The 26,909-nt window shown below is 66.8% G+C and carries 26 protein-coding genes and 4 tRNA genes; 10 read left to right on the top strand and 20 right to left on the bottom strand.

Features of this window, described 5'->3' with window-relative positions; all coding sequences use genetic code 11:
- Positions 1-2: 2 nt before the first annotated feature.
- The 6 genes from ITP53_RS60060 to ITP53_RS03600 form a co-directional block, all read right to left on the bottom strand.
- Positions 3-665 carry a CPBP family intramembrane glutamic endopeptidase gene (locus ITP53_RS60060; RefSeq protein ID WP_195893832.1) on the bottom strand — a complete coding sequence of 221 codons (663 nt, stop codon included), beginning with the start codon at positions 663-665 and terminating at the stop codon, positions 3-5.
- Positions 662-1,366, bottom strand: a complete 705-nt coding sequence (locus ITP53_RS03620; protein WP_195893831.1) for an RDD family protein — start codon at positions 1,364-1,366, stop codon at positions 662-664. Before ITP53_RS03620 ends, ITP53_RS60060 begins: the two co-directional genes overlap by 4 nt.
- On the bottom strand, positions 1,363-1,749 hold the full coding sequence (locus ITP53_RS03615) for a PadR family transcriptional regulator (RefSeq protein ID WP_195893830.1): 387 nt from the start codon (positions 1,747-1,749) through the stop codon (positions 1,363-1,365). Before ITP53_RS03615 ends, ITP53_RS03620 begins: the two co-directional genes overlap by 4 nt.
- Positions 1,750-2,147: 398 nt before the next feature.
- On the bottom strand, positions 2,148-3,104 hold the full coding sequence (locus ITP53_RS03610) for a WxL protein peptidoglycan domain-containing protein (protein ID WP_195893829.1): 957 nt from the start codon (positions 3,102-3,104) through the stop codon (positions 2,148-2,150).
- A gap of 95 nt (positions 3,105-3,199) precedes the next feature.
- Positions 3,200-4,663 carry a purple acid phosphatase family protein gene (locus ITP53_RS03605; protein ID WP_207755495.1) on the bottom strand — a complete coding sequence of 488 codons (1,464 nt, stop codon included), beginning with the start codon at positions 4,661-4,663 and terminating at the stop codon, positions 3,200-3,202.
- Between the two features lie 198 nt (positions 4,664-4,861).
- Entirely contained in the window at positions 4,862-6,073 is a 1,212-nt protein-coding gene (locus ITP53_RS03600; protein WP_195893827.1) for a HupE/UreJ family protein, read from the bottom strand.
- A 224-nt stretch (positions 6,074-6,297) separates the two neighbouring features.
- Between ITP53_RS03600 and ITP53_RS03595 the strand changes: the two genes are divergently transcribed.
- On the top strand, positions 6,298-6,972 hold the full coding sequence (locus ITP53_RS03595) for a type 1 periplasmic-binding domain-containing protein (RefSeq protein ID WP_195893826.1): 675 nt from the start codon (positions 6,298-6,300) through the stop codon (positions 6,970-6,972).
- 188 nt (positions 6,973-7,160) lie between these two features.
- Here the strand turns inward: ITP53_RS03595 and ITP53_RS03590 are convergent, their stop codons facing one another.
- Genes ITP53_RS03590 through ITP53_RS03580 form a run of 3 tightly spaced genes read right to left on the bottom strand, consistent with a single transcriptional unit; the run spans position 7,161 to position 9,858 of the window.
- Positions 7,161-7,355 (bottom strand): ferredoxin, encoded by a 195-nt coding sequence (locus tag ITP53_RS03590; protein ID WP_195893825.1) that lies wholly within the window; start codon positions 7,353-7,355, stop codon positions 7,161-7,163.
- A 28-nt stretch (positions 7,356-7,383) separates the two neighbouring features.
- On the bottom strand, positions 7,384-8,595 hold the full coding sequence (locus ITP53_RS03585) for a cytochrome P450 (RefSeq protein WP_195893824.1): 1,212 nt from the start codon (positions 8,593-8,595) through the stop codon (positions 7,384-7,386).
- Between the two features lie 60 nt (positions 8,596-8,655).
- On the bottom strand, positions 8,656-9,858 hold the full coding sequence (locus tag ITP53_RS03580; RefSeq protein WP_328813856.1) for an NAD(P)/FAD-dependent oxidoreductase: 1,203 nt from the start codon (positions 9,856-9,858) through the stop codon (positions 8,656-8,658).
- 139 nt (positions 9,859-9,997) lie between these two features.
- On the opposite strand from ITP53_RS03580, the gene ITP53_RS03575 reads away from it, so the two are divergent.
- Positions 9,998-10,633 carry a TetR/AcrR family transcriptional regulator gene (locus ITP53_RS03575; RefSeq protein WP_195893822.1) on the top strand — a complete coding sequence of 212 codons (636 nt, stop codon included), beginning with the start codon at positions 9,998-10,000 and terminating at the stop codon, positions 10,631-10,633.
- 248 nt (positions 10,634-10,881) lie between these two features.
- The gene (locus ITP53_RS03570; protein WP_195893821.1) at positions 10,882-12,066 is read left to right on the top strand and encodes a GyrI-like domain-containing protein; all 1,185 of its coding nucleotides are present in this window, start codon (positions 10,882-10,884) and stop codon (positions 12,064-12,066) included.
- Positions 12,067-12,096: 30 nt separating this feature from the next.
- Here the strand turns inward: ITP53_RS03570 and ITP53_RS03565 are convergent, their stop codons facing one another.
- The 3 genes from ITP53_RS03565 to ITP53_RS03555 form a co-directional block, all read right to left on the bottom strand.
- The gene (locus tag ITP53_RS03565; RefSeq protein ID WP_195893820.1) at positions 12,097-12,633 is read right to left on the bottom strand and encodes a bacteriocin fulvocin C-related protein; all 537 of its coding nucleotides are present in this window, start codon (positions 12,631-12,633) and stop codon (positions 12,097-12,099) included.
- A 4-nt stretch (positions 12,634-12,637) separates the two neighbouring features.
- A complete protein-coding gene (locus tag ITP53_RS03560; RefSeq protein WP_236050404.1) occupies positions 12,638-13,093 on the bottom strand; it encodes a Clp protease N-terminal domain-containing protein in 456 nt (151 codons plus the stop codon).
- A 520-nt stretch (positions 13,094-13,613) separates the two neighbouring features.
- On the bottom strand, positions 13,614-14,216 hold the full coding sequence (locus tag ITP53_RS03555; protein ID WP_236050403.1) for a hypothetical protein: 603 nt from the start codon (positions 14,214-14,216) through the stop codon (positions 13,614-13,616).
- Between the two features lie 475 nt (positions 14,217-14,691).
- Here ITP53_RS03555 and ITP53_RS03550 point away from each other — a divergent pair, with 475 nt between their 5' ends.
- Positions 14,692-14,958, top strand: a complete 267-nt coding sequence (locus tag ITP53_RS03550; protein ID WP_207755494.1) for a hypothetical protein — start codon at positions 14,692-14,694, stop codon at positions 14,956-14,958.
- 708 nt (positions 14,959-15,666) lie between these two features.
- Positions 15,667-17,247 carry a hypothetical protein gene (locus tag ITP53_RS03545; protein WP_195893817.1) on the top strand — a complete coding sequence of 527 codons (1,581 nt, stop codon included), beginning with the start codon at positions 15,667-15,669 and terminating at the stop codon, positions 17,245-17,247.
- Between the two features lie 309 nt (positions 17,248-17,556).
- Here the strand turns inward: ITP53_RS03545 and ITP53_RS03540 are convergent, their stop codons facing one another.
- The 3 genes from ITP53_RS03540 to ITP53_RS03530 form a co-directional block, all read right to left on the bottom strand.
- Entirely contained in the window at positions 17,557-17,964 is a 408-nt protein-coding gene (locus tag ITP53_RS03540) for a PIN domain-containing protein (RefSeq protein ID WP_195893816.1), read from the bottom strand.
- Positions 17,949-18,209: a type II toxin-antitoxin system Phd/YefM family antitoxin gene (locus ITP53_RS03535; RefSeq protein WP_195893815.1), complete on the bottom strand. Its 261-nt coding sequence runs from the start codon at positions 18,207-18,209 to the stop codon at positions 17,949-17,951. Before ITP53_RS03535 ends, ITP53_RS03540 begins: the two co-directional genes overlap by 16 nt.
- A gap of 138 nt (positions 18,210-18,347) precedes the next feature.
- Positions 18,348-20,330: a YncE family protein gene (locus ITP53_RS03530; RefSeq protein ID WP_195893814.1), complete on the bottom strand. Its 1,983-nt coding sequence runs from the start codon at positions 20,328-20,330 to the stop codon at positions 18,348-18,350.
- A gap of 485 nt (positions 20,331-20,815) precedes the next feature.
- Between ITP53_RS03530 and ITP53_RS56960 the strand changes: the two genes are divergently transcribed.
- On the top strand, positions 20,816-21,076 hold the full coding sequence (locus ITP53_RS56960) for a tyrosine-type recombinase/integrase (protein WP_195893813.1): 261 nt from the start codon (positions 20,816-20,818) through the stop codon (positions 21,074-21,076).
- Positions 21,077-21,286: 210 nt separating this feature from the next.
- Here ITP53_RS56960 and ITP53_RS03520 read toward each other — a convergent pair.
- The 4 genes from ITP53_RS03520 to ITP53_RS03505 form a co-directional block, all read right to left on the bottom strand.
- A tRNA-Phe gene (locus tag ITP53_RS03520) sits at positions 21,287-21,363 on the bottom strand.
- Between the two features lie 5 nt (positions 21,364-21,368).
- A tRNA-Asp gene (locus ITP53_RS03515) sits at positions 21,369-21,443 on the bottom strand.
- An 89-nt stretch (positions 21,444-21,532) separates the two neighbouring features.
- Positions 21,533-21,605: transfer RNA gene (locus ITP53_RS03510), tRNA-Glu, on the bottom strand.
- On the bottom strand, positions 21,606-23,111 hold the full coding sequence (locus ITP53_RS03505; RefSeq protein ID WP_236050402.1) for a metallophosphoesterase family protein: 1,506 nt from the start codon (positions 23,109-23,111) through the stop codon (positions 21,606-21,608).
- Between the two features lie 87 nt (positions 23,112-23,198).
- Here ITP53_RS03505 and ITP53_RS03500 point away from each other — a divergent pair, with 87 nt between their 5' ends.
- Together ITP53_RS03500 and ITP53_RS03495 are read left to right on the top strand one after the other, a co-directional pair.
- A complete protein-coding gene (locus tag ITP53_RS03500) occupies positions 23,199-23,549 on the top strand; it encodes a metallopeptidase family protein (protein WP_207755493.1) in 351 nt (116 codons plus the stop codon).
- A gap of 109 nt (positions 23,550-23,658) precedes the next feature.
- Positions 23,659-24,930, top strand: coding sequence for an MFS transporter (locus ITP53_RS03495; RefSeq protein ID WP_236050401.1), 1,272 nt, complete (start codon positions 23,659-23,661; stop codon positions 24,928-24,930).
- Here ITP53_RS03495 and ITP53_RS03490 read toward each other — a convergent pair whose 3' ends face one another.
- Entirely contained in the window at positions 24,931-25,212 is a 282-nt protein-coding gene (locus ITP53_RS03490) for a PspC domain-containing protein (RefSeq protein WP_195893809.1), read from the bottom strand.
- A gap of 91 nt (positions 25,213-25,303) precedes the next feature.
- Here ITP53_RS03490 and ITP53_RS03485 point away from each other — a divergent pair, with 91 nt between their 5' ends.
- On the top strand, positions 25,304-26,458 hold the full coding sequence (locus ITP53_RS03485; RefSeq protein WP_195893808.1) for an acyl-CoA dehydrogenase family protein: 1,155 nt from the start codon (positions 25,304-25,306) through the stop codon (positions 26,456-26,458).
- 49 nt (positions 26,459-26,507) lie between these two features.
- A tRNA-Lys gene (locus ITP53_RS03480) sits at positions 26,508-26,583 on the top strand.
- Positions 26,584-26,909: the final 326 nt, after the last annotated feature.

Raw genomic sequence — 26,909 nt, 5'->3', positions numbered from 1 at the left:
GTTCAGGCGAGGGCGGCGGCCAGGATGGGAAGGTTGCCGATGGCGTGTGCGCCCATGCACAGCAGCAGGTTGCGGCGCACCCAGTAGAGGCCGACGAGAAGCAGCGCTCCCACGGCGACGACGGTCAGCGTGGTGGCCGCTCCCGAGCCGGGCAGATGCCCGCCGACGAACACCACATAGGACACGAGGGCGGCCAGCCAGGGCCGCCCGGTGAGGTCGATGAGCCGCTCCATGAGGAAGCCGCGGTAGAAGAGCTCCTCGACGACGGCGGCGTTGACGATCAGGTGGACCGCCCCGGCGACCGACATGCTCGCTATGATCTGCCCGGACTGCGCCTGCTGGTCGGGGCCGGGGCCCGCGACGAGCGCGTACAGGGAGAAGCCGACCACCGGTGCCAGGACGGCCAGCCCGACGGTGATCAGGACGTCCCGCCGGCGAGGGACCTGCAGGCCCACCGACGACAGCGGCCGCCGCTCCACGGCCAGTACGAAGCCCAGCAGCAGCGCGACGGCGATCCAGCGCGACAACAGGACGAGGTCGAAGTTCAGCGCGCGATCGTCGTCGCCCAGCAGCCGGGACGCGCGCTCCACGAGCGTGGGGAAGTACCACAGCGCCACGCCGACGGCCAGCGCCGCGAGAGGCGGGACACGGACGGCGGTCTTCACTTCGCCTCCCGAACGCTCACGACCTTGACCTCGGTCAGGCGGTCGAGCACCCTCCGGCGGTCGCCCCAGACGACGGGCAGCCAGTCCAGCCAGGCGAGCGGTCCCAGCAGCAGGCTGAGCCGCCGTACGACACCGGCGACCGGGTGGATGCGCAGCCCGGCCTCGGTCACGACGCACAACTTCATGAGGCGCTTGCCCGGAGTCGTTCCTGTCCATGCCTCCAGCAGTCCTAGTCCGGCGATCGACCAGAGCAGGGCCAGCGGAACGCCCAGGCTGTAGAGCAGCCCGGCGTCGTCGTAGGCGCCGCACTGCGGGGGCGGCCCGATGGCCACGCAGCCGTCACCGATCTTGGCGTAGACGAACGGCGGGAACGCCAGCGCGAAGCCGCTCCTCTCCACGGTCCCCACGATCCCCTGAACGAGCAGCGCGATCGTGACGCCGGCAAGCGGCAGATTGTCGATCACCACCGCGGTCAACCGGGCGTCCATGGGAGCGGGCGGTGCGGACCGTAACTCGGCGAAGGTGGCAGCCGCCTCGTGCGGGGCGCCGAGGCGGCTCAGGGCCTCGGTCAACTCCCCCGCCTCCGCCGCGTCCGACAGGTGCTCGCCGACCTCCGCTTTCGCCCTGTCCCTGGCCGGGCCCGTCAGATGGCGTCCGACCCTTTCCAGGTAATCGTCGATGATCTGCCGCTCGTTGCTCATTCCCGCACCTCACCAAGAGTGTCGAGTAGCTGTCGCATCCCGTCGACCAGGCCGCTCCACTCGGTGCGCAGCATGCCGAGGTAGGTGCGGCCATCCGGCGTGATGACGTAGTACTTGCGCGGCCTGGTGCGTCCTTCCGCCTCCCAGGTCGCAAGGATGTGTCCGGAATCCTCCAGCCGGTGCAGCAGCGGATAGAGCGTGCCCTCCTTGACCTCCAGGACACCCTCGCCCGTCTGCCGCAGCACTTTCAGCAGCTCGTAGCCGTATCGGCGGCGGACGCTGAGGACGGACAGCACGGCCAGCTCGGTCGTGCCACGTGCCAGCTCGCGACGCAGACGGGCGATGCTTCCCGATTCCGGCGTCGCCTCGGTGCCCTCAGACATAAGACCACAGTACGACCCGATACCTTGTGCGGCAAGGTATAAAGCTAAGCGAGGCTATCTTGGTGAGTTGTTGGCTTAAACCTCCGCGCCGGCCTGGACGATGGTCCGGTCCGCGGGAAGTAGGCGCGATGCTCAACTCAACGCCGGGATGGCCCAGACAATGAGCGGTGACGATGACTCCGCACTTGTCCGAGAACTGCTACAGCAAGCTGAGATCGCCTCTCAGCTTCCTCAGAACGCGAGGGTCAACTCGTGACAGGCCCGGCCGACCTCACCGGCTACGAGCACATCACCTGGCAGGAGTGGGATCCCCGCGCCGATCGAGTACGGGTCGGCGCGGCTTGGAGGACGGTGAGTCTGTGACCGAGTTCGGCGACCATCACGGCAAACACCCTGCCTCACCTCGCGCGGCGGCGGCGCAGGAAGGCCAGACCCGCGACGACGAGCCCGCAGACGACGACGAGGAGAAGCAGCAGAGCCCAGGGGATGGTCCAGGCGTGCGTCGTGGCCTCGGCGGCGGCGAGCGGGGCGATCGAGCCTGACGCGTCGGTGAGCAGCGGGACGAGGGTGACCGTCCCCGTCAGCCTCAGCGCGGGAGCCACTCCGTGGACCGGCACGGACACCTTCCAGGTGTCGCCGGGGAGCAGCTGGGGCGAGTCGCCGATCTGCCGACCGGCGCCCAGGCGGCCGAAGGGGCCCGACAGGGACACCGCCTGCCGACCCGTGAGGATGGCGTTGCCCGTGTTGTGGATCGTGTAGGTGACGGTGACGTCGCCCTTCCCGAACGGATTGGACGTGCCCGCGTACCGCACGCGCAGGTCCTCGACCGACAGGCTCGGCCTGAGCTCTCCGCCCACGCGCAGCCGGATCCGGATGCCGAGACGCCGCTCCGGCGTCAGCGAGGTGACGATGCCGCCCATGTACTCGCCGGGCGCGGCGTCCTTGGGAAGAGCGACCGTGAACGGCACCTCGGCCGACTCGCCGGGCCGGACCGTCACGTCAGGCCGGTCCGGGTGGACCCACGCGCCGACCCGGGCCGGCTTCGCCTCCTTGGTGACCAGGTCGAGCCGCCCCCTCTCGTCGGTGAACGCGTCGGCGGCGTACACGGCCAGGTGGAGCGGTGTGGTGCCCCGGTTGACGACCACGAGACCGTCCTCGAGCCGCCCGCCCGGGTTGAGCGTGTAGCTGTAGTTCGGCCGCCCGGAGCCGAAGTCGTCGGCGGCCGTGCTGACAGTCCAGGAGGCGTCGCCGTCCGCCGCCGCGGCGGGTCCGGCTCCCAGCCCGAGGAGGCCGAGCGCGGCGAGCAGCACCACGACGGTGGCCTGGGCGAGGGCTGTGGTCGTACGCGGGTGCATCTGTGGTCCTCGGGCGGTCTGGGAGTGGCGGGATGGTGAGGCGGGCACCGGCGGCGCCCACCTCACCAGGGAGTCGGCTACCGAAGCGGAGTCGGCTACTGAAGCCAGGCGGACTCGGCCGCGGCCGTCTTGACCTTGTCAGGCCGGTGGCCGTTGCCGCGGTAGGGGTTGATCACCACCTTGTCGACGGTGGAGCCGACCGGCTGGGCGGCGCCGGCGCCGCTGTCCGGGCCGCACCACGACTCCTGGCCCAGCTCGACCGCGGCGTTGGGTGCGGCGCAGGTGCCGCTGCGGACGTTCTCGACGGTGAGCTTGTTCTTGGTCACCTTGACCTTCACGTACGTACGGACGTGCTCCTGGTTCTCCACTGAGTTGGCCCAGTGGCTCTTGGGGTTGAGCGGGTCGGGGCCGTAGTTCGGGTCCTTGGCCGGGTCAGGAGCGGTGATGTCGTAGTACTTCGAGCCCGACGCGGAGTTCGCCGTCACGTAGATGACGCCACCCGGACCGGAGGCCACCTGGGCGGCACCCGGCTGCTCGTCCTCGTGCGCCTTCTTCCCGTTCTTGATCACGTAGCTGCGGGTGTAGCTGTGGTCGTGACCCTGCAGGACCAGGTCGACGCCGAGGTTCGAGAAGGCGGTCGGGAAGTCCTTGCGGCGCTGCTGGTTGTCGCCGTCGTTCGCGTGGCTGGCGGGCGAGTAGATCGAGTGGTGGTAGACGAGCACCGTGTACTTGGCGTCGGCGCCGTGGTTCTTGACCACGTCGGTGACGTAGCCGATGTGCGCCTCGTCCGAGCCGGAGGCGTAGGCGTTGCTGTTGAGGTCGATGAACAGGACGTCCTTGTAGACGTACCAGTAGTCACCGCCCGACCGGGTCGCCGCGCTGCCGTTGTAGTACGGCGCGGAGCGGTCGGTGTTCGGGGTCCAGAAGTGCTGTTCGTACGCCTTGCCGCCGACGTCGTGGTTGCCGATCGTGGCGGCCCACGGGTACTGGCGCAGCTTGTCGGGCGCGAGGAACGCGTCCCACTGCTTCTCGGTGTTGGCGCTTTCGACCTGGTCACCGCCCGAGACCAGCAGTTCGGTGTCCGGGTTGGCGGCGAGGGCGACGTTCAGCGTGTCCTGCCACCCGGCGCCGTCCTTCGCCACGTCGCCGGACGCGCCGATCTGCGGGTCGCCGAAGAACAGGAAGTCGAAGTCGCCCTCGAAGTCCTGGGTCTTGAAGGAGTACGCCGGGGACCAGCCGCCCTCGGCGCCGACGCGGTAGGAGTACGCGGTGTCCTCCTTCAGGCCGTCGATCGTGGTGTGGGCGTTGTAGCCGCCGTTGACGACGTTCGCGGTGACCGTGGCGGGAATGGTGACGGCGTCCTTGGGGAACTCGCCGTTGACGATCCGGGAGGTCGGCGCGACCTGGACCACCTGCGCGGTGTCCGCCGATGAGTACCAGGACACGACGCGCTGCGACTCGTTGGCGCCCACGCCGAGGACGATGCCGGTGAGCGTCGCGTCGTCGGCGGCGTGGGCGGCGACCGTCAGTCCGCTGCCGAGCGCCGCGGTGACGCTCATGACCGCCGCGGTGGCGCCCACAGCGACCCGGCGGAGAACCTCCCGGGACCCCTGTGGGCGATTGTCCAGCTTCATAGGTTTTTGTCCGTTCGAGAATGAGAGCACTGAAGAGCCTCGCCAAGGTTTCGGACATTGGTGTCTTAAAGGTGAATTTCGGGCGGGCGGACTGTTGCACTTGCCGGAAACTGTGACGTCGTCTCAGATTCCGAGCACTCGCTGCACGAACCACACCAGGCCCATCACGGACACCCCCGCCGCGATCGCCCCGGTCGTCCACAGCCCGGCGGCCGGCCGGCGGTGGCGCAGCAGGGCGAGCAGCGGGAACACGACCATGATGATCGCCAGCTGGACGGCTTCGATGCCCACGTTGAAGACGAGCAGCGACCACAGAAGCCGCCACGACAGGGCCTGGTCGATGCCCAGCGCCGCCGCGAAGCCGAGCCCGTGCACCAGACCGAAGCAGAACACCACCGCGAGCCGCGTCCAGCCCGCGCGGTCCAGGCTGAGGTGGCCGTGACCGACGTTCTCGAGATCTGTGGCGCGCGATCGGCGTTGCCGGATCCGCCACAGGTGCCAGCCCGCGACGACCGCGATCGAGAGGGCGATGACGGGCTCCACGAACGACGCGGGCACCTGCACGAGGCCGAGGGCGGCGAGGACGAAGGTCACCGAGTGTGCCAGCGTGAAGGTCGTCGCCGCCAGCACGATCTCGCGCAGGCGGCGTGACCCCGCGATGAGCGCCAGCAGGAACAGGATGTGGTCGAGCCCGGTGAGCAGGTGCTCGGCCCCGAGCCTGAAGAACTCCCAGAACCGCTCGGTCCAGGACTGCCGCGTGGAGAACGACGGATGCCCGGCGTCGAGGGCGGCGCTTCCCGACGTCAGGTCCAGGTCGTACGTGACCACCGTCTTGCTGTCGCGCACATAACCCTCGGAGCCCGGGAACAGCCCGCTGCGCACCTCGTGCGCTTCAGCCCGTTCCGGACACCGGTGGTCGAGGACCAGCAGCGCGTACGGGACGCCCTCGCGTTCCTCGATCGTGAAGTCGCCGTCCTGGACCGGGGTGCACGCGTCGCCCTCGGCCGTGACGCCGAAGCGCCTGGTCACGTACGCGAGGACCGAGGCGGCGTGGGCGTCGAGCGCGGCGGCCTGCTCCGCCGCGTCGCCGGCCTCGAACGCCGCGGTGCCGGCCAGGAAGAGCGGATCGTCCTTCTCGGAGTCGGCGGCCGAGACGACGAGCAGGTCGTACTCCAGCCCGAGTTCGGAGCGGACGTGCCCGGCCTCGGGCGAGGTGAGGTCGGCGTACACGGTCGAGGTGAACCCGTGGGCGAGAGCGGGCACAGCACCGAACAGCACGGCCACGGCTACCGCGGCGACGACGGCACAGGCACGACGCCGGGCGGCGCGGGACATGTGGCTCCTCTTCGGTTGACTCCTCTTCGGCTGGCGAACGCAATCTGCTCGGCTCAGATGAACGAACGGCGGCTCACGCGCAAACCGACGACGAACCCAATCAGGCGGAAACCTCCCACCACGTCGAAAAACATCTGCAATGGGATAAGAAGTAGGCGTCACGCGGGCCCGAAGACGCCGGTCCCGTGACCTCACGCCGGCCCGACCTCAGAAGGACGATCCTCATGCGCTCCCGACTCCTGCCCGCCGGCGCGCTGGCCGCGGCGGTGGTGGCCGCCGTACTGGCCGGCGGGTGCGGTCCGGGCGACGACTGGTCGCGGCCGCGCGTGAAGCCCACCGCCATCGGCGCCCTCGCCCCGGGGTTCTCCGACCCGGACACACCGCCCACCCCGGAGGCGACGATCACCCCGCGCCCCGGCTCCTGGAACGGGGTCCGCCCGCCGGAGGGCTACCGCGTCGTCCTGCTCACCGCGGGACAAGACCCCCAGACCAGAACGTTGGTGAACTCCGTGACGGAGTGGGCCGAGCAGAACGACGTCAGCCTCAAGACCGTCACGGCCGCGAAGCCGGACCAGTACATTCCACGCATCAGCCACGCGATGGACCTGGCGCCCGACCTCGTCATCAGCGCCGGCAACGACCTCGTCGACCCCCTGTCCATGGTCACTCCGAACCACCTCGGCCAGCAGTTCCTCGTGGTCGGCGCCGAACTGGCCGAGCCCACGGAGAACGTCACCGCCGCCGACTGGACCGGCGCCTCGTTCCGCGGCGAGGGACTGGGCATGTCCTCGACGTACGACCCCGCCACCTTCACCCCGGAACGCGCCGCCCGCGCCGTCCGTGCCGGCGTCGCCGCCGTGCTCACCGGCCTGACCGGCATCGTGATCTGGCTCGACTAGCCGCCCACTACCTCGGTCGCCTGGCACGCATCCCTGCTCTTGCCGTGCCAGTCGATGGTCGCGGAGGGTGAGATCGACTTCTCGACCATCCAGCCGGTGCGCCGGATCAACTGATCAAGCGGACCGACATGAGCCCGGCGCCGCGGCGTCACGTGTCCGGAAACGCCGCGGGCGCCCGACGATCACGGCTATTCGCTCACCTCGATGGCGGCCGCGGGGCAGACGGCGGCGGCCTCGCGGACGGCGACGTGCCGGTCCTGGGCGGGTTCGGGCTCGAGCAGGATGACGATGCCGTCCTCGTCGCGCTGGTCGAACACCTCCGGCGCGATCAGCACACACTGGCCGGCACCGCAGCACTTGACGTCGTCGACGGTGACTTTCATCGTGAGTTCCTCCTTGTTGATCGGCGGGTCACCAGCTGACCGGCACCGTACGCAGGCCGCCCACGGCGAGCCCCTCCACGCGCTCCAGCTCTTCCACGGGCACGGCCAGTTCCAGCGTCGGGAGCCTGCGCAGCAGCACCTCCAGCACGACCTGCAGCTCGGTGCGGGCCAGCGCCTGCCCCAGGCAGGAGTGGGCGCCGGCGCCGAAGGCCAGGTGCGGGTTCGGGCTGCGCGTCAGGTCCATCTCCGCGGCGGCAGCGAAGGCGTTCTCGTCGCGGTTGGCGGCGGCCATGCTGCACACCACGGTGGTGCCGCGGGGCAGGACGGTGCCGCTGACCTCGGTCTCCTCAGGCAGGTAGCGGGGCAGGCCGAAGCCGGAGTTGGCGTCGTACCGCAGCGACTCCTCCACCGTCGTACGGATCAGCGACGGGTCGGCCAGCAGCCGCTCCCACCGGCTGCGGTCGGCCAGCAGCATGGAGACCATCTTCCCGATCATGTTGGCGGTGGTCTCGTGTCCGGCGACCAGCAGCGCCATACCGGTGACCAGGATCTGGATGTCGGACAGGCCGCCGTCCTCGGGACCGCCGACCGCGATCAGCTCGCTCAGCAGGTCCTCACCGGGCTCCGCGCGCTTGGCGGCGACGAGGTCGGACATGTACTGGAAGAACTCGCCCTGGGCGGCTTCAATCTCGGCCTCGCTGTAGCGGGTGAGGTTGAGCAGGGCGTCCGACCAGTAGGAGAAGCGGTCGCGGTCGGAGGCCGGGACACCGAGCATGTCGCAGATGACGAACACCGGCAGCGGGAAGCCCAGGCCGGCCTTGAGGTCACCAGGGGCGCCGCGCTCGACCATGCCGTCGATCAGGTCTTCGGCGATCTGGGCCATCGCGGGCCGCATGGCGGCCATGCGCTTGGCGGTGAACCACTTGGCGACCAGGCGCCGCCAGTGCTGGTGTTCCTCACCTCCGTCAGGGATGATCGACGCCATCTCACTGCTGAACACCCCTCCGCCCTCGGCTGACAGCCGGGCCGCGTCGGGAGCGTTGAGCCGGCGGGTGAAGCGCGGGTCCGCCAGCACCTCCTTGACGTCGTCGTAGCGGGTCAGCAGGGTCGCCCGGTCGCCGCTGGGCAGCGTGACGTGGGCCACCGGGCACTTGCTGCGCAGTTCGGCCCATTCCGCGGGCGGGTCGATGGCCGCGTCGTTCGGGATGGGGTAGTTCAGAACCTGGTCGTTGACACTCATGCGGCATCTCCTTCAAAGGTTGGTTGATCGTCGGGTGCCGGTGCTGCTCCCCGCCGCTTCTTACGCGGGCGCGAGCGGCTGGGCTCCGTGCCGGGGAGCGAGGGCCTGTTGCCTCAGCAGGCGGGCCTGCTTGGGCATGTTCCAGCCGAGTACGCCGGTGACCTGGCCGCCCTCGCGGTAGACGGCGGTGAAGCGGTGCTGTGCCGGGTCGCCTTCGGCGATGCTCACCTCGGCCGCGGGCGCCGGGAGACCGTGCGCCTGGATCTTGACGTCGTACTGGTCGGTCCAGAAATACGGGATAGGCGTGTACGGGTGATCGGCGCCGAGGATGTTGGCCGCCACGACCTGCGCCTGTTCGGTGGCGTTGGTGCGATTCTCCAGGCGCAGCCGCCTGCCGAGCCCTTCGTGTTCGAAGGAGGCCACGTCGCCGACGGCGTAGACGCCCGCGGCGGCGCGGCAGCGCGAGTCGCACTCCACCCCGTCGCCCAAGGCGAGCCCGCTGCCCGCCAGCCAGCCGGTCGCCGGGCGGGATCCGATGGCCACCACGACGGCGTCGGCGGGCAGGAGCTCGCCGGTGGCCAGCCGCACCGCCGTGACGCGTCCCTCGGTGCCGGTCAGTCCGTCGACGGCGACGCCGAGCCGCAGCCGTACCCCGCGCTCGACGTGCAGCCGACCGAGCATCGCGCCGACCACGTCGCCGAGCTGGTCCCCCAGAAGGGCATGCCCCATCCCGGCGAGCGTGACGTCACGCCCCATGGTGCGGGCGGTGGCGGCGATCTCCGCGCCCAGCACGCCTTCGCCCACGACCACGAGCCGCTTGGCGGCGGTCAGGTGGGTGCGCAGGGTGAGCGCGTCGTCCAGACTGCGCAGCACGTGCACGCCCGCCAGCCCGTCCTGGCCGTCCTGTCCGGGGAGGCGACGCGAGGTCAGGCCGGTGGCGATGACCAGGGCATCGCTGTGGAGCACGCGGCCGGAGGCGGTGGTGACAGCGCGTCCGGCCGCATCCAGCGCGACGGCGCTCTCACCTCGTACGAACTCCGCGCCGAGGGACTCCAACTGCGTCTGGGTGCGGAGCTGGGTGCGGGCCGGTTCCCAGGAGCCGGCCAGGACCTGCTTCGACAGCGGCGGCCGGTCATAAGGGCAATGGGTCTCGGCGTCCAGCAGCATGAGCGGACCCTGGTAGCCGTGCCGCCGCAGCGCCTCCGCCGTGCTCAACCCGGCGGCCGAGGCACCGACGATCAGGACGCTTCCTGGTGGGGTCACGCGGCGTCGCTCTGATGGGATGCGACAGCCCGGCCCGCATATATCCGCATATGTCGTCCTTTCCAGCGTTTCATTCTGACACGTTAGCTTACACATGCAAGATAACTAACATGTGTAAGCAGACGGTAAACTTGCCGGTGTGGCCACGAGCAGAGACAGCAACACCCCATCCCGCGACCGGCGTGTCCGCCGCACCCGCACGGCCCTCGCACGCGCGCTGCTCGACCTCGCCGAGAAGCAGGACCTGTCCCAGATCAGCGTGTCCGACGTCGCCGAACACGCCGGAGTGAGCCGCACGGCCTTCTACGATCACTACCGGGACGTCCACGCGCTGGCCGAGGCCGCCTGCACCGCGATGATCGACAACCTGATCGAGTCCCTGCCCTCTCCCGGACCCGGCTCGCCGGACCCGACGCGGGAGGGGACCCAGTCGCTCACGGCCTTCTTCGCCAGCCTGGCCCAGCACACGGGCCTCTACCGCAGCCTGCTCGGACCGCAGGGCAGCGCACGCGTCGCCGACCACATCCGCCGCCGCATCACCGCGGCCATCCACAACCGCGTACACCAGGCCGCCACCGGCGAGCTCCCGCAGCCCTCCGGCTCGACGCCGGACATGCCGCACGACGTCCTCTCCGCCTTCGCCGCCGGCGCGCTCATCGGCGTGGCCGCCGACTGGCTCCAGCGCGGATGCCCGCAGACCCCGGCCCAGATGGCGGCTCTGACCTGGCCACTCCTCAATTCCCTCTACCGCGTCGACACCGACGCACCCGCCTGAGACCAGGCTTCCGCGCCTGCCTCCACGCGCTCGCCGTCGCGTACCGGCGGTGACCCTGCACGGACTCGTGACCTCGAACTGGCCGGGGCGCTCGACAGCGCCACGGCCGAGACCACGTTCCGATCGCCTCGCCACGCTGCACGGCTGAACGATCCGGCCGGCCTGACCCCGAATCCGGGAGCTTCAGCTTCATGTCCCCGGCGATCAAGTGCCGAGCTGCCGCTCTATTCTAGCGCTAGGATACTTCCATGAACTCAGGCCTGTCCGCGGCCGAGCTGACGCTGCTCGGCCTGCTGGTGGAGCAACCGCGACACGGATATGAGCTGGAGGGAGTGATCAATGAGCGAGGAATGCGCGAGTGGACGGAGATCGGGTTCAGCTCGATCTACTACCTGCTGACGAAGCTCCGAGAGCGAGGCCTGATCACCCAGACCGACGCATCCCAGCCCGGGAGCGGCAAGGGGCGCAAGGTGTACGCCGCGACCGCCGAGGGCCGCAGGGCTTGTGCGATCGCGGCCGAGGAGGCGATCGCGGAGCTCCATCCCCTCTTCCCGCGCGTCCTGGTCGGGCTGGCCAACCAGCCGGCCATCGACCACGGGCGCCTGCTGGACGCGCTCGGCCGGCGTTCCGATGCGCTCGCCGAGCGCATCGAACACGTACGCCGAGCAGCGTCCGAGGAGCAGCACGTCCCGGAGTTCGTACGCGCGATCTTCGACCACACCCTCAGCCAGCTGTCAGCCGAACAGGTGTGGCTGGCCCAATACCGAGCATCGCTGGACGATGCGCACCTTCCAGGAAGAGAGACACCCATGGCGCCGTACGACGTCAAGCGGGAGCAGAAGGAGCTCTACGCGCCCAAGAACAGGGCGTGGGCCATCGTGGACGTTCCCGAGCAGCAGTTCATCGGCATCGACGGCACCGGGAATCCGAACACCTCACCCGCCTACGCCGGCGCCGTCGAGGCCCTCTATACGGTCGCCTACACCCTCAAGTTCGCCGGCAAGCGCACGACCGGCGCCGACTTCGTCGTCGCCCCGCTGGAAGGGCTGTGGTGGTCGGACCAGCCCGACGCCTTCGTCACCCGCGCCAAGGACGCCTGGAACTGGACCATGCTCATCAGCATGCCCTCCCGGATCACCAAGGAGATGATCGAGGACGCCAAGCAGACCGCGCTGGCCAAGAAGAAGCTCCCCGAGATCTCCCGGCTCCGGCACCTGACCCTCCACGAAGGCCCCAGCGCCCAGGTGCTGCACATCGGCCCCTACGACGACGAGACCCTCGTGCTGGACGAGCTTCACCACACCTACCTCGACGCCAACGGCCTGCGGCCAACGGGCAGGCACCACGAGATCTACCTCAACCAGCCCCGCAAGACCGCCCCAGAGAAGCTGAAGACCATCCTCCGCCAGCCGGTCGAACACCTCGTTCAATAGCCACGGCCGGCGGAATTCCATCTCGGACTGTTATGTACACATGCCGTCACATGGATACTGATAAAGCCAGCCGCAGCCACCCGACTGCCAAGTGCAGCTCGGCAGGCCACTGCATTGCCCAAAGAAACAGAAGTCGTGCGGACGGATAGACTGACATTCACAGGCGACCATCAACTCGGCCCGAGTTGAATTGGCGGGCGACTCTACGGGACCCAGCGTGGCGACCAGAGCACGCGCCTCTTCCTTGCCAAAGGCGGCGATCAACTCAGCAGTAAGCGCTTCATACCCTCCGATGCTCTCTTTGGGGTCGGCGCGGAACGTCCGCACATCCGCCACCATTCTTTCGATCTCCCCATGGACTCTGCGTTGCTCAACAGACATGTCAGGGTGATCCCGTCGATACTGGCGAAGATGCCGAACCCAGAGGGTGGAGCGAACCGTCGGATCCAGCTCAGCATAAATCGCCTTGCGATAAGCAATGCTATATTTGCATAGCTCGTCATAAGTAGTGGGAAGACCGCATGTTCGTCCACCCTCTTGTCTTTGTTGCGGATCTGAGTAGCTCAATCAGCTAACTGTGCAGAACTTTGATGACGCAACGACGAAGAGCAGGCAGGTCCGCCCCTACCCTACTCAGGAGTTGTGTGGAGAGATTCTGTTCATGGCGCAACAGCCCGAGGAGAACGTGCTCGGTTCCGATGTAGTGGTGGCCGAATTCGTACGCTTCCTTGCGGGCCAGTTGCAGCACCTTCTCAGAATCCACGGTCATCTCCGGGGCTTCTGACGGCTGACCGGTCGGCATCGATTCTGTCGAGCCACCGACTTCTCGTATCTCGACCGAGAGCATGGACAACGCGCGCACGGCCACTCCGGAGTTGAGCGCAACCAGCGCGGAGAAGATGTGCTCCGGCTCCACCTCGACAGAACCACGACTCAGCGCTATTTGTCCAGCCAAATCTAGAAGGCGAGATGCGCGCCTCGTGAGAAGATCGTCCAATGGGCGGCGCAGAACCCTCTTGCTACGCATTACGCTCCACATTCACCGTCGCCAGAGCCGGCGTACTGACCAAACCCAGTCAATAAGGCAAGAACGTGCAACCAGGGACCCATCATCTGTCGCCCTAACAGTAACTCCCATTCATTCTTACGTCTACGCCAAACTTACAGACCCTCAGCTCTTTCATCTAGCCTGCAGCCCCTAGCCGGCGCCGGAGCTCCGTCGCGCTCCATGGCCGCATTGTGAATTCGTAGCTCGCTTGCTCGATGCTCACGTGGCACTCCATCCGCTCGTTCGCGAGACCCTTGCTCTTCGCGGACGTCCAACAGCAGGAGGCCTCCGTCGCGAAGACAGCCCACCCACAACCTGCATCGAGGATGGAAGCGCCGGCGACGAGGCCGGCAGGTCACCCGTGCCGGACCCTCCGTCGGGCCCCGCCGTCGATCGCCCTAGCCACACCGGTGAGCCAGGCATCTGTAGCACTCTGCCCAACGCACTTCGGCGCTGTTGTCGCCCAGCTCAGCACGGGGCAAGCGGGTCTTCCAGCTTGTCAGCCGACAACGGACGGATACCGGGCTGCCGCAAGGTCGTCGGCGACGTCCTCCACGGGAAGGCCAGCGTTCAGCGCAGTGACCACCGCCTGCGTCAGCGGACGGAGGGCATAGACGTGCCGCACCGCATCGAGATCCACAGGTACTTCGTAGTAGTCCTCCGCGAACCGCCGGAACGCCTCCGGAGACGGATCGACGAGCCGTGCGAACAGATACGCCGCCCCATCGGGATCGCTCACGCCGTCCGGATAGTCAATCGCACCCACCCGCCAGCAGTTATCACCGGCCTCACGCCACAGGCAAGCGGTCACGACCGACATACCGTCCTCGTCACAGAACGCCGGCTCCTGCACACACCGGCGGAACACCTCAGGGACGGAGTCGAGCACCCCCGGCCACGGCCCGTCATTGCCGTACGGGCTCATCACCGCCTCGTGGGCGAAGCCGCGGATGTACGCACCCGCCGCAGCGAAGACAATGGAGTGTTCGTCTCCCGAGCCGTTACTCATCGAGGCCATCTCCTCCCCAGGCCCCCAGTCGGCGTCGTAGGAGTGGTAGCGGATGGACCATTCCGGGCTCAGGATGGCCTCCAGCACTGCCATGGACCGGCACAGATCACGGAGCTTCGGGATCCCGGGAAGCAGACGCGCCACATCGTGAGCAGTCATGAGCCTCATCCAATCGGATGCCAGCGACATCTCCCTGCGTTCAGCACTTCAACAAAGGCATCGGCCGAGACCAGGGTTGGCGTCGCCAGAGGGCGTCTGACCTGCGGTCCGGCCATCTCATACCCTCTCTGAGCCCTCATTGCGTTCCGCCCTCGCAGAATTGGGTGATCTCCGTAGCCAGCTGCGGAAACCTGTCGATCAGGAGCATGACCAGGGGTTACTGTTGCGGCTGACTCTCTTCGTTTCTCACTGTTCTCGGCCATCCCACGGAACAACGACGGAACAGAGCAGGAGGTTGCTCATAGCGATCCCGAAGAAGGGCTCACGGCTCATCACCATTGACGGCACCGCATTCCGCTGGCACGTCCGTCGTAAGCCCACGTATTGCCAGGGGAACAGCTGGAGCCCGATGACGTTCGCGGTGGAACTGGCCAGCGCGTCGGGTCGCGTCCTTCTGGTGTCACTTCCCTGCTCACGGCCAGACGCGTGGTGGGGAGAACGGACGATGGCCATACGGCCGGCGCTTGTGACGGCCACCATACGTATGGCGCTCGATCAGGGCTGGGATCCGCGGCAAGCAGGCAACGCCTTCGATCTTGCACTCACCGATGAGGACCTGAGCGAGCTGATGAACGGCCAACCGCCTGCCTACGACATCCCGTTCATGCGGAGATAGCTTTCTAGGTCGCCAGCTTTTCAGGCGGAGCAATCACAGTGCTCAGCTGATAAAGACCGGGTCAGGCACACGTGGACGGTGCCACAGATTTGCCGACGCGTGTGGACGTTGCTGGCAGCACTGCTGTCACCTGGGCCATGGTCACCTGTCAAGCTCCTTAATCCGGCGCTCATGTCGCCCGGCATCTCGCAATGATTGTCCGCGCCGGGGACATCGATCTCGCTTCTACGATGATCAAGTAACAATAGGGCCACACATCATCGTCTGCGACCTGCCGTTATCACGGAATGTAATCATCGCCGGGCGTGGCTCAATGATCGACACCAAGCGGATCTCCGCAGCGGAGGGCACTTGCCTGGAGTCTTAGAGCGCGTGTTCGAATCTAGAGGAAGGTCACTTTGTGTTCCTTGACTGATATGCCAGGCCATGGCGTCATTGCGGGGTGGCTCAGCTTGGAGATCTTGACCAGATCGGGAGACGGCGTATGAAGCGTGGATCAGGAGTGTCAGCCGCAGGCCGGCTGTGCTCCGGACGACACGAGTGCCTTCTCCCGTACTTCGACGGTGACGTACGGGAGATCTACGACGCCGCGCGCAAGCTGTGGACCGGCTCGGTCCTGTAAGCCGTAATTTCGTTTCTCAAAGTGGAGTTCATGTGCGTCCATTACCTCCAGAGCCAGCTCGTGCCGGCACCTCGTTGATCACCCGGTTGATCGCTCTCAGCAGTGCCCTGGCCATCGCCGCCGGCCTGACCGTCGCCGTCGCCCCACCGGTGTCGGCCGCCGACTCCATGACCTACCTCGACGGGATGACAAAGGCCCGCGATGTGGCCGCAGGCGGTGGCAAGGTCTTCGTCTCCGGGGATGACCAGATCATCGTCGCCGACTCCCGCGGCACCATCACTAACACGATCAACGACCTGCCCGGCGCGTCCGGCCTAGCGATGACGCCGGACAACACGCGCATGTTCGTGGCGCTGAGCGGCGCACAACAGGTGGCCGAGATCGACACGGACTCCCTCGCCGTCATCCGGCGGATAGACGTGGCTCCTCACCCGTGTCCGTCGAACCTGACGTTGTCCGGTGATCGGCTGTGGGTCGGCTACGGCTGCGGCAACACGTTCAACGGCGGCGCTTTCGGCCTCGATCTGTCGGCTGCCGCACCGGGGCCGACGCCGGTTGTGGGCAACATCTACAACGCCCCGCTCGTCGCCGCCGCCGGGGGCACCCTCGCCGTCGGCGAGACCGGCCTCAGCGCGTGCGACCTCATGATGTACGACGTGAGCGGTACGAATCCCGTCCAGCGAGGCATCGTCAACGGCTTCGAAAATTCCTTGGTCATGTCCGACCTGGCGATCACCTCCGACGGCTCGATGGTCATTCTGAACAATCTTGACGGATGGGACACCACCAGCCTGACCAAGACCCTGTCCTTCGAAGGCGGTGCCAACTCCGTCGCGATCAGCCCGGACGGCACTCACCTGGCGACCACCCAGACGACCGGCACGGGCATCACCATGTACGACATGGGGACGACGGCGCAGACCTACCGGGTCTTCTCCTCCTACGCCTCGCCAGTCACCGGTACGCTCGCCTTCTCAGGCACCGACGTCTTCGCCGTGCTGGAGGAGACGACGTCCCAACGGCGACTGCGCCTGTGGCGAGCGGAAGGCGCCACACTCCCTGGATCCACGCTGGAGTTGACGGCTCCATCCACAGGAACCGCCCTCGTTCCGATCACCGCGACCGGTACGCTCACGCTGGCGGACGGCTCGGCTCCCGGGCCGCAACCACTCGTGGTGACCCGGAAACTTTCCGACGGCACCAGTACCACGATTCCGGGCGTGACAACCACCGCGGACGGCGCGGTCACCTTCACCGACACCCCGCCGATCTCCGGGTCGATCACGTACGAGGCGCTCTGGGACGGCAACGCGGACTTCCGATGGAGCCGGACCTCTACCACCGTCACCGTGGCCAGGCACCCATCCTCGATCACCTTGTCCGGACCCAAGACAGGGACGGTCGGCAAACAACTTTCGTTCAGCGGCGTACTGGACGCAGGCGATCAAACTCCTCCACCGGGCGCCTTTCTCGTGGTGTATCGGACCGTCCCTGACGGAGACCTGCAGTTGGTGGGGACGGTGAACACGAACAGCGACGGATCGTTCGGCTTCGTCGACACCCCCACAGTGGGCGGTGAGCACATGTACGAGGTCCGGTGGAATGGCACGAACGTGTTCATGTACACGCGCGGCACGCACAACGTCACGGTCCGAGGGCGCCCGTAATCCTATGGGCAAGGAGATCCCTGACCCTATGGAAAGTGCTGCCCTGGGCGATATCCATGATCCCAGGGCAGCGTGGATGCAGACCATGGGGGCCCAGTAGAGATCAAAGAGCCCCGAACAACACTTCATTCGGTGCATTCTTGCTGTTCAAAGCTGGTGGTCAGGGGCCGGGTTGAACTGCCGACCTTCCGCTTTTCAGGTGTGGCGATCAGGCTGATGGGCCGCCTCGACCAGGTGCCGACGGGTGGCCAAGAGTGCCCTAGGTGTGGTGTTGGTGGCCGACGTTGCCGTCAGGGTTGCCGTCGTCACTCAGCGAGGAACCACCTGTGCGCGGACGCCTGGAAGATCATCGAAGGCGGCCGAGGCGTCCATTGTGATCACTGTTCTCGCAGTGGCCGCGGCCGTCGCTGCGATCAGCAGATCGTACGCTCCCCGAGATTTACCTTCTCGTCGGACATGCGCCATGAGACGAGCATGGACTCTGGCGACGTCCGTTGTGTACTCCTCGACGGGAATCAACGCCAGGACTTCGTCCACGAAGGCCTGCCGATTGGGTCGCCGGGCCGCATCGGCCATCTCCACACCGACGAGCAGTTCGGCCACAGTGATCGCCGCAATGGCCACGTCATCGGCGTCTTCGATCATGGCGTCCACGGGTGCCTTGCCTCGCTCGGCGGCGATGAGCACGCCCGTGTCCAGGATCAGGCGTCGGGCCACGTGCCCCTCATCTCATCGTCGATCGCCTCACGGGCCGCCGCGACATCAGCCTCGAAGTCCGCGTCCAGTCTCCCCGCGCTTCTGGCCAGAAACGCCTTGACCATACGCCCTGGCGCGGTGGGCGCGGGGCCGATCACGGCGATTTGCTTCCCACCGCGAGTCACTACGATCGTCTCCCCACGCTCGGCCTCGTCGAGGACGGTCGCGAAGCTGCGAGACGCTTCGGTGGCAGTCATCACCTTCATGAAATCAGATTATCTGATCCAGTCTCATCTGGATGATCGTCCGCCGCGTTTGTTGCCGTCAGCGGACACGAAAACGCCCCGGAGCGATCTTCACTTCGGGGCATCTTGGCTGTTCAGTGCTGGTAGGCAGGGGTAGGTTCAACTGACCCGCAACAACGTCCGGCTCCACGAAACGGTAGCCGTCCTCATTAACCAGCTCAGGGCGGCGGCGGCGGTCGGGCGGGAGCTTCGCGGCCTGGCGGCGCGGATGGGCATTCCCCGCTGAAGCACGACCGACTCCACTCCAGCAGAAACGGCCCCACCCCTCCGAAGGACTTGTGTGATCGTCTCGGCCGGGAGGAACGCCCAGTCTCCTGGCCATCTGACGGTATAGACGTATTCACCACGCGCAGGAGGGGTGTCGGCGAAGGTGAATGACCCGTTGTCGGCGATGGGCACCGATGGCAGCGTGGTAGTGGTGACGGTTCCATCGCGGTCAGTGACGGCGCGGTTGATCTTGATCGGGGAACCCGCCGCGGGAAGCCGACCGCCGCCGTCCAGCACTCCGGCGAACTGGACCTGCCTGCCCAAGGTCTCCGCAGCCGGTCCGGACAGCGTCAGCGACACGTCCCGCTTGGTCACGTAAACCGACGCCGAGTCCATGCTCGTGTAGAACTTCTCGTCGCCTCCCCAATGCACCTCGTACACCACGCTCCCGCTGAAGGGCGGTGTGTCGGTGATGGTGAACGTACCGTCCGCCTGCGTCATCACGGCTGGGAGGACCTCACGCCCCTCACCGGGATATGGCACCGGGTAGCGGATAGGCACCAGCGACTTCGCGCCAGGAACCGATCCATCCGACAGAGTGAGCTGGCCGGTCACAGTGACCGGTTCGAGCGCCTGTATCTGCTGCTGGGGAGCCGTCACCGTGATCGAGGACCCACGCTTGCGTACCGTGGTCGTCGCCGAGGCCGTGCTCCAGCGGAATTCCGAGTTCCCGCCCCAGGTCATGTCGTACTTGATCTGACCTGGGACCGGTGGGCTGTCCGTTACCGTGAATGTGCCGTCCGCCTCTGTCGTCACACCTGGAAGCTCCTTGGTGGTGCCATCGGACAGTCGGCGGGTCACCGTGATACGCTGGGCACCCGCATCGGATTCGCCCAAGCCGAGTCTGCCTGTCAGAGAGAACGGCTCGAGCGTCAGCACCGGCGAAGGAGCCGTCACGGCGAGCGTGGACACCGGAAGAGTCGTTCCATCCATCCGCCACAGATGAAGCTGATCGGTGTACTTCTCCCTGACGACGCCGAAGATGTCATTGCCAGAAAAGGCCAGGGTTCCCGGGAGCAGTTCGCCGATCGAGGTGTCGTTCGTGTACGTGATCTCCGCCGTTGCCGCGTCGTACACGGCGATGCGCTTGGCTTCTGATGACGTGCTGATATTGGCCCAGCCAGCCACGACGCGCGCACCATCCGGGCTCACCTCGACAGCGGCCAGACCTCCTGGCAACTCCGGCCCTCCCTCATACGTACGGACTCGCGCCAGAGTGGTGGTATCCCACCGCTCCAGGCGACGAGGAGCCCCGAACGCCGAGATGACCTCCGTGCCGTCCGTCGTGATGGCAAGGTCCTGCAGATTCCCGAGGCCGTGCGTCTGGCCGTCGATGATCCCACGTGCAGTGGGAACGGCGCCGGACACGTCATAGAGCAGCAGATCCGCTGGGCTGACGCCCTTCTCGCCGATAATCAGCGTATTTCCCGCGGCCACCACCAGAGGAGCCGCGTACGGGGTGATCGGGAACCGATACGGCTCCGGAACCGTCGCCGACACGTCGAGGCCGACGAGACCGTTATTGCTGGAATAGTCGCAGCCATAACCGATCCACAGCCGGCTGCCGGACAGCGCCGGGCTCGTCGGACATGGGTACGCGGCCACGTCGATCCGCCGGATGATCTCAAGGGACACCGTATCGATCTCGGCCACCTGGTGTGAACCGCTGAACGCGACGTACAGTCGGCTGCCATCAGCCGCCGGCGCGAGACCCGATGGCCGGGGCAGCCCGGTCAGCGAATCCCTAATCGTGCCCTGGGTGTCCGTGACCACGATGCGGTCGTTGGCCGCCACGAAGACCTTGTCATCGACCACCGCGATGCCAGCGGCCCCCAGGTGACACCGAGGCCGGTCATGGAGTCGACGGCCATGGCGGCCGAGGGATTCGCCACGACGAGGCCGGCGGCAGCGATCAGCGCACTGCTGAGGGCGAGGAGGCGGCGGGTTAATCGGAAACCTGGACGTTGGGACAACGACACATCCCTTCTAATCGCTCACTAGTGCGAATGTAAGAGATCAAATTAGCATGGAAGTTGTCAAGGTCACGTTCGACAGAGTGTCATCCCCTCCGAGCAAACCCGGGGCTGTGGTGGAGGCAACGGTGACCGCAACACGCGGCAGTTCTGGATTCAACCTGGTCAAGAACCGGTCATGACTCTGATCACCCGTTTGCCTCTCGCGTGGCCGGGTCTCGACCAACTGAAGATCTCGGCCGAGTTCCTCCAGCGGGTAGACGGCCTTGGCCACGGAAGGATGGCCGCTACGGGTACACCGCCTTCGTCCAGACCACCGCTGGAACCGTGAAGCGCGTTCAAGGCTCCGCACGTACGCAAGAGGACGCCCGCAAGAAGCTGACCGAACTTCTCCGCCAAGCCGCCGACTTCCTGGACTACTGGCTGAAGAACATCGTTATTCGGGAACGCCGCCCCAAGACCTTCCAGGGATACGAGGGCATCGTCCGCCTCCACCTCATTCCCGGCCTGGGCAAGAAGCACCTGGGGAACCTCAACGCCCAAGACATCCACCTCTTCACCGATATTCGGCGTACCGCGAACGCGTAACTTGCTCGCGCTCCGCCGGTTCACCAAGTCTGATTTTCCGCCGGTCGCACCATCAGCGGGCTAGGTGATCGCTGTGAACCGCAATCGGCGCCTCGCGTGAGAGCCGACTCCGGACGGCCTTGGAGCGACCGTCCGCCTGGCGTTGCCGTCAGCAGACACAAAAGAACCCCGGAGCGATCTTCGCTTCGGGGCATCCTTGCAGGTCAATACTGGTGGTCAGGGGCGGGGTCGAACCGCCGACCTTCCGCTTTTCAGGCGGACGCTCGTACCAACTGAGCTACCTGACCCAGAGCGGTCCTGACGGGACTTGAACCCGCGACCTCCACCTTGACAGGGTGGCGAGCACTCCAAACTGCTCTACAGGACCTTGCGTTTCTTGCTGTTTGCGCTCGCTTAGCTTACCAGCTCCGCGGTGGTCTTGGACCAGCCGTTTTGCGGTGCGCCAGGCGCTCGCGGTGCCCCCAACGGGATTCGAACCCGTGCCGCCGCCTTGAAAGGGCGGTGTCCTAGGCCGCTAGACGATGGGGGCTCAGGATTCCCTGTCGCCTTCCGTCGGAGACCTCTGAAGCATAGGGGACGATTGCCCTTGATGCCAAAGTGGCGAACCGGCTTTCGGCGACGCGGTGCCGCTGACCGATCCCGTTGGCGACGGGGCGTTCGTTGGCTCCGGGGAAATCATACGTTGCGGGTTGGGCTCCACGTGACGCTGGATGTACACCGACTGCTCCCCCAGCCCGCCCAGTGTGATGTCGTCCCAGGCCCGCAGGCGCTTCGTCTCCTTGTCGAAGTACAGAACCGAAGCCTGTACGGGGGTGGGCTGGGCGTGTTCGAGTGCGCGCAGCCCGGCGCCTCCCGTGGAGCCCTGGACGAGCATGCGGGTGCCCGTGGGGAGCATGGTCGTCTTGCGGTCGTGGGTGTGGCCGGCGAGGATCATGGCGGCCGCGCCGGAGAAGCCCTTGCCGACGTCCGGATCGTGTACGGCGATCAGGTCCGGCTTGTCGACGTGACCAAGGCGGGCTCGGGCGAACTCGGCCAGGGTGGCGGAGTCCGAGTTGACCGCGACCGATTTGTCCGGAGTGAAGCGGGGATCGCCGAGGCCGTAGATGGTCAGCCCGGCCACCGAGCGCGTCTTGTCGTCCAGGACTATGGCGTTCTTCTGCCTTTCGACCGCTCGCTGGGTGGTCATGGAGTCGTGGTTGCCGCGTACGTACACGTACGGGACGTCGAGGCGGCCGATTTCGTCCACGAACTTGTTCTCGGCCTTGGTGCCGTGGTCGGAAATGTCGCCTGTGTCGACGATCAGGTCCACGGCGAACTGATCCTTGAGTGAGCGGATGACGTTCCAGGCGATGGGATTGATGTGGATGTCCGAGACATGGAGGACTCGGATGGAATTGGGATCGGCGTCGTACAAGGGGAGGGTCGAGACGGTGTCGTACAGCTTGGAGACGTTTGTGACGAGTTTTGTGAGCTGCGACCGGTACGACTCGAAGCGCGTCACGATCGACTCCGCGCTGCCCACCAGGGAGGGCGCGGCGGCGACCAGGCCCGAGTAGCGAGGCTCGACGAGCGAGTTCGGGCGGAAGGTGGCGACGGCGAGCACGCCCGTGCCGGCGAGGGCCACAGAAGCGGCCAGGAGCCCCAGCAGAGCCACTCTGGGACGTCTGAAGACCATCAGAACGGCGATCAGCGCCCCCGCCCCAGCACACAGCAGCGAGCGGATGACGAGGGCGCGCACGCCGTCGATCAGATCGCTCTCGATGACCCCCGGCAGGCGGTCGGTCAGGCGCGGGTCCTCGAGGAGGGCTCTGGCGCGTTCCTGGTCGATGTTCTCGAGGGCGATGCGCAGCCTGAGCGGCGCGTCATGCGTCCGAAACGTGAGCGTGCCGAGCGGGCTGGCGTCGACGACCGTCTGGCCGTTCCAGGCAGGACGGAGGGACATGCCGGTCTCCACGGGACCGACCTGGGCGCGTACGGTGCCGCTGAGGATGATGCCCAGCCAGGCGCCGGCCGCGGCCACGAGGAGCACCGCCATGACCCTCGCGGTCCGCGACTGGATGACAGTCTTTGACCACTGAACGAACTTCATACAGTTTCTTGCTTACCGGACGGGCGGGGCAGAATGGCAAGCGTGATTGAGGTATCGCGGGAGAAGTTCGAGGAACTCGTGGCCGAGGCATTGGACACGATCCCCCCTGACCTCACGCGCGTCATGAGCAATGTCGTCGTCACGGTCGTCGATGACGCGCCTGAGCCCCACCTGCTCGGCTTGTACACCGGTGTCCCCCTCACCGAACGCGGCGACTGGTACTCAGCAGTTCTGCCCGACCGCATCGAGATCTACCGCAATCCGATATGCCAGATTTGCGATACAGAGGAGGACGTGATCGCCGAGGTCCGCATCACGGTCGTCCATGAAGTTGGTCATCATTTCGGAATCGATGACGCGAGGCTTCACGAGCTGGGCTGGTAACCCTTTGCTTTTGGTTGAGCGCTTCCGGTTGCGACTCCGCCCATGATCGGGCACCTTAGGTGACATACCGAACACTCTCAGTCAGGCACAGCGGAGTCCAATGGGGGCCATGCGAGCGCGACGGCCTTCGGGACGGCATCGCCGTGCCGAAGCACAACAAGTCACCTACCGGCAGGTCATCGCCATCCGGGAGTTCCGGGCACTCTGGTACGCCCAGGGCTTTTCCCTCCTCGGCGACCAACTCGCGCAGGTGGCCCTCGCCGTCCTCGTCTACGACCGCACGGGCTCGCCGCTCGCCACGGCCGCCGTCTACGCGCTGACGTACCTCCCGTCGATCGTCGGGGGGCCGCTGCTCGCGGGGCTGGCGGACCGGTTCGCCCGGCGCGGCGTCATGCTGGCCTGCGACCTCGTCAGGGCCGTGCTGGTGGGCGCGATGGCGGTGCCGGGCGTGCCGTTCTGGGCGCTCTGCGCCCTGGTCTTCTTCGTGGTGCTGCTCAGCGCCCCGTTCTCGGCCGCGCGGGCGGCGCTGCTCCCCGAAGTGCTCGAAGGCGACATGTACGTCATCGGCTCGGCGCTGCAGAACATGACGAACCAGGCCGTACAGATGCTCGGTTTCGCCGCGGGCGGAGCGGCCATCGCCACCATGGGCCCCTACCGGGCGCTCGCGCTGGACGCCGCGACGTTCCTCGCGTCCGCGTTGATCCTTATTTCCGGCGTACGCCGCCGCCCGGCCACCGACCACGCCGGCGCGAAGCCTTCCATGTGGGCCATGACCCGGGCCGGAGCCGGGCTCGTGTTCGGGTCGCGGAAGCTGCGGACGCTTGTCCTGTTCGCGTGGTTGTGCGGCTTCTACATCCTGCCCGAGGGCATCGCCGTTCCATACGCGGCCAAGCTCTACACGGGCACGCTGCCGATTCCGGTCATCACCGGGCTGCTGATGGCGGCCATGCCGACCGGGACGGTGGTTGGCGCGTTCCTTTTCAGCAGGTTCGTGGCCCCGCCTCGGCGGTTGCGACTCATGGGGTGGCTGGCCATGCTGAGCTGCGCGCCGCTGATCGTGACGGCCGTGCAGCCGCCGCTGGCCGTGGTGCTGGGGGCGTGGTTCCTGTCGGGGGTCGGCGGGGCGTACCAGCTCGCGGCCAATGCCGCCTTCGTCCAGAGTGTGCCGGCCGAGCGTCGTGCTCAGGCGTTCGGCCTCGTACAGTCAGGGCTGATGGCCGTACAGGGGATCGGGATCTTGGCGGGCGGGTTCGCGGCGGAGAGACTCGGCCCTGAGCCGGTGGTGGCGGCGGCCGGCATCATGGGCCTGACCTGCGCGGCCGTGCTGACCATGAGCTGGGCCGAGCCTCGGGAACGGATGCGCGCCACAGCCACAGCATGATCAGTGCTGCTGCTTCTGCTCGCCGCTCCAGTCCGTGTCGCGGTTCTGCTGCTTGCTGATGAGGTCCTGTACGATCGAGGTGTCCCGGCCCTCTTCGGGCAGGAGCAGCCAGCCGATCAGGTAGACACCGACGCCCAGACCGCCGAACAACGTGGTGATCGCCAGCGCGATCCGCACCATGTTCGCGTCGATCCCGGCGTACTCTCCGATGCCGGAGCAGACACCCGCGACGATCCTGCCTTTGTGCGTCCGACGAAGTTTCTTGACGTTGTATTCGCTCATGCCTCAAGACTGCCCTGGCGCCCGGTGTTCGCACATCAGGATTCCCCCTGGTAGAACCCTGGTAACCCCTTATATGAGGAGAGGACCCGCGATGGACGACCTGCTACGCCTGGACGACCGGCTCAACGTCGACCAGCGGCTGATCCGCGACACGGTCAGGTCCTTCGTCGCCGACCGCGTCCTTCCCCACGTCGGCGACTGGTTCGAGGAGGCCACCTTCCCGGCGCGCGAACTCGCCCCCGCGCTGGGCTCGCTCGGCCTGCTCGGCATGCACCTGGAGGGATACGGCTGCGCGGGGACGGACGCGGTGTCGTACGGCGTGGCGTGCCGCGAGCTGGAGGCGGGCGACTCGGGGCTGCGTTCGTTCGTGTCCGTCCAGGGTTCGCTGGCGATGTTCCCCATCTGGCGATATGGCTCCGATGAGCAGAAAGAGGAGTGGCTGCCGCGGATGGCCGCCGGCGAGGCGATCGGCTGCTTCGGCCTGACGGAACCGGACCACGGCTCCGACCCCGCAAGCATGCGGACATACGCCAAGAAGGACGGATCCGACTGGATCCTGAACGGCGCCAAGATGTGGATCACGAACGGCTCGATCGCCGACGTCGCCGTGGTGTGGGCCCAGACCGACGAAGGCGTCCGCGGCTTCGTCGTACCTACCTCCACCCCCGGCTTCTCCGCCCCTGAGATCCACAAGAAGCTCTCCCTTAGGGCATCGGTCACCTCATCCCTCTATTTCGACGACCTCCGCCTCCCCGCCTCCGCCGTCCTGCCCGGCGTCACCGGTCTGAAGGGCCCCCTCTCCTGCCTCTCGGAGGCCCGCTTCGGCATCATCTGGGGCGTCGTGGGCGCCGCCCGCGCCTGCCTCGAGGCCGCGGTGGACTACGCGAAGACGCGGATCCAGTTCGACAAGCCGATCGGGGCGTTCCAGCTGACCCAGGAGAAACTCGCCTGGATGTACGTCGGCGCCGCCCAGGCCGGCCTCACGGCCCTGCACCTCGGCGAACTGAAGGACTCTGGACGACTGGAGCCACGGCAGATCAGCTTCGGCAAGCTGGCCAACGTACGCGCCGCCCTGGACATCGCCCGCCAAGCCCGCACAATCCTGGGTGGCAACGGGATCACCCTGGAGTACCCTGTGATCAGGCACATGAACAATCTTGAGAGTGTGCTGACGTACGAGGGGACGCAGGAGATCCACACTCTGGTGCTGGGGGAGGCGCTGACCGGACTGGCCGCTTACCGGTGACTTCGGCGTCGCGAGGGTGGCGGTAATCTCTGTACCCTTGCTGTTGCGAGGGGCGTTAGCTCAATTGGCAGAGCTGCGGACTTTTAATCCGTAGGTTCCGGGTTCGAGCCCCGGGCGCCCTACCACTCCACACCCCATCCGACCTGCACTTTCTCGATACTCGGCCCTCTTTTTCGAGGCGGAGACGGCCGAGTTCTTGCTCGTCACATGCTCTTCGGCACGCGTCCGGCACATCGGCGGACCGATGGCGTAATCGGAATGAGCCGGTTTGCGCTGCCGGATATCGGGTGGCCGGGGCCGGTCGTAAAGGTAGACCCGAGTGACGCCCAGCCGAAGGGCATGGTGGGAGACTTGGTGGGCGGGACACGCCCGACTTGACCGCAGACCCGCCCAAGCGGTGACCAAGCCGCTCTCGGCCGAGTTCACGCACGGTCGACGCGTCGACCGTCCA

The organism is Nonomuraea cypriaca (genome assembly GCF_015645445.1).
GTDB classification, from domain to species: Bacteria; Actinomycetota; Actinomycetes; order Streptosporangiales; family Streptosporangiaceae; genus Nonomuraea; species Nonomuraea cypriaca.
Note: the sequence above shows the minus strand (reverse complement) of the source record. Positions and strands in the feature narration are given on the sequence as shown.

Excerpts from the sequence above, each read along its gene's own strand:
- ITP53_RS03555 (WP_236050403.1), bottom strand. The coding sequence starts at position 14,216 with ATGGCAGTGCTGGAGGCCATCCTGAGCCCGGAATGGTCCATCCGCTAC.
- ITP53_RS03620 (WP_195893831.1), bottom strand. The coding sequence starts at position 1,366 with ATGAGCAACGAGCGGCAGATCATCGACGATTACCTGGAAAGGGTCGGA.
- ITP53_RS03570 (WP_195893821.1), top strand. The coding sequence starts at position 10,882 with ATGAACTCAGGCCTGTCCGCGGCCGAGCTGACGCTGCTCGGCCTGCTG.
- ITP53_RS03610 (WP_195893829.1), bottom strand. The coding sequence starts at position 3,104 with ATGCACCCGCGTACGACCACAGCCCTCGCCCAGGCCACCGTCGTGGTG.
- ITP53_RS03490 (WP_195893809.1), bottom strand. The coding sequence starts at position 25,212 with ATGAGCGAATACAACGTCAAGAAACTTCGTCGGACGCACAAAGGCAGG.
- ITP53_RS03605 (WP_207755495.1), bottom strand. The coding sequence starts at position 4,663 with ATGAGCGTCACCGCGGCGCTCGGCAGCGGACTGACGGTCGCCGCCCAC.
- ITP53_RS03550 (WP_207755494.1), top strand. The coding sequence starts at position 14,692 with ATGACGTTCGCGGTGGAACTGGCCAGCGCGTCGGGTCGCGTCCTTCTG.
- ITP53_RS03500 (WP_207755493.1), top strand. The coding sequence starts at position 23,199 with ATGGCAAGCGTGATTGAGGTATCGCGGGAGAAGTTCGAGGAACTCGTG.
- ITP53_RS03485 (WP_195893808.1), top strand. The coding sequence starts at position 25,304 with ATGGACGACCTGCTACGCCTGGACGACCGGCTCAACGTCGACCAGCGG.
- ITP53_RS03585 (WP_195893824.1), bottom strand. The coding sequence starts at position 8,595 with ATGAGTGTCAACGACCAGGTTCTGAACTACCCCATCCCGAACGACGCG.
- ITP53_RS03595 (WP_195893826.1), top strand. The coding sequence starts at position 6,298 with ATGCGCTCCCGACTCCTGCCCGCCGGCGCGCTGGCCGCGGCGGTGGTG.
- ITP53_RS03495 (WP_236050401.1), top strand. The coding sequence starts at position 23,659 with ATGCGAGCGCGACGGCCTTCGGGACGGCATCGCCGTGCCGAAGCACAA.
- ITP53_RS03560 (WP_236050404.1), bottom strand. The coding sequence starts at position 13,093 with ATGCGTAGCAAGAGGGTTCTGCGCCGCCCATTGGACGATCTTCTCACG.
- ITP53_RS03615 (WP_195893830.1), bottom strand. The coding sequence starts at position 1,749 with ATGTCTGAGGGCACCGAGGCGACGCCGGAATCGGGAAGCATCGCCCGT.
- ITP53_RS03600 (WP_195893827.1), bottom strand. The coding sequence starts at position 6,073 with ATGTCCCGCGCCGCCCGGCGTCGTGCCTGTGCCGTCGTCGCCGCGGTA.
- ITP53_RS03590 (WP_195893825.1), bottom strand. The coding sequence starts at position 7,355 with ATGAAAGTCACCGTCGACGACGTCAAGTGCTGCGGTGCCGGCCAGTGT.
- ITP53_RS03535 (WP_195893815.1), bottom strand. The coding sequence starts at position 18,209 with ATGAAGGTGATGACTGCCACCGAAGCGTCTCGCAGCTTCGCGACCGTC.
- ITP53_RS03505 (WP_236050402.1), bottom strand. The coding sequence starts at position 23,111 with ATGGCGGTGCTCCTCGTGGCCGCGGCCGGCGCCTGGCTGGGCATCATC.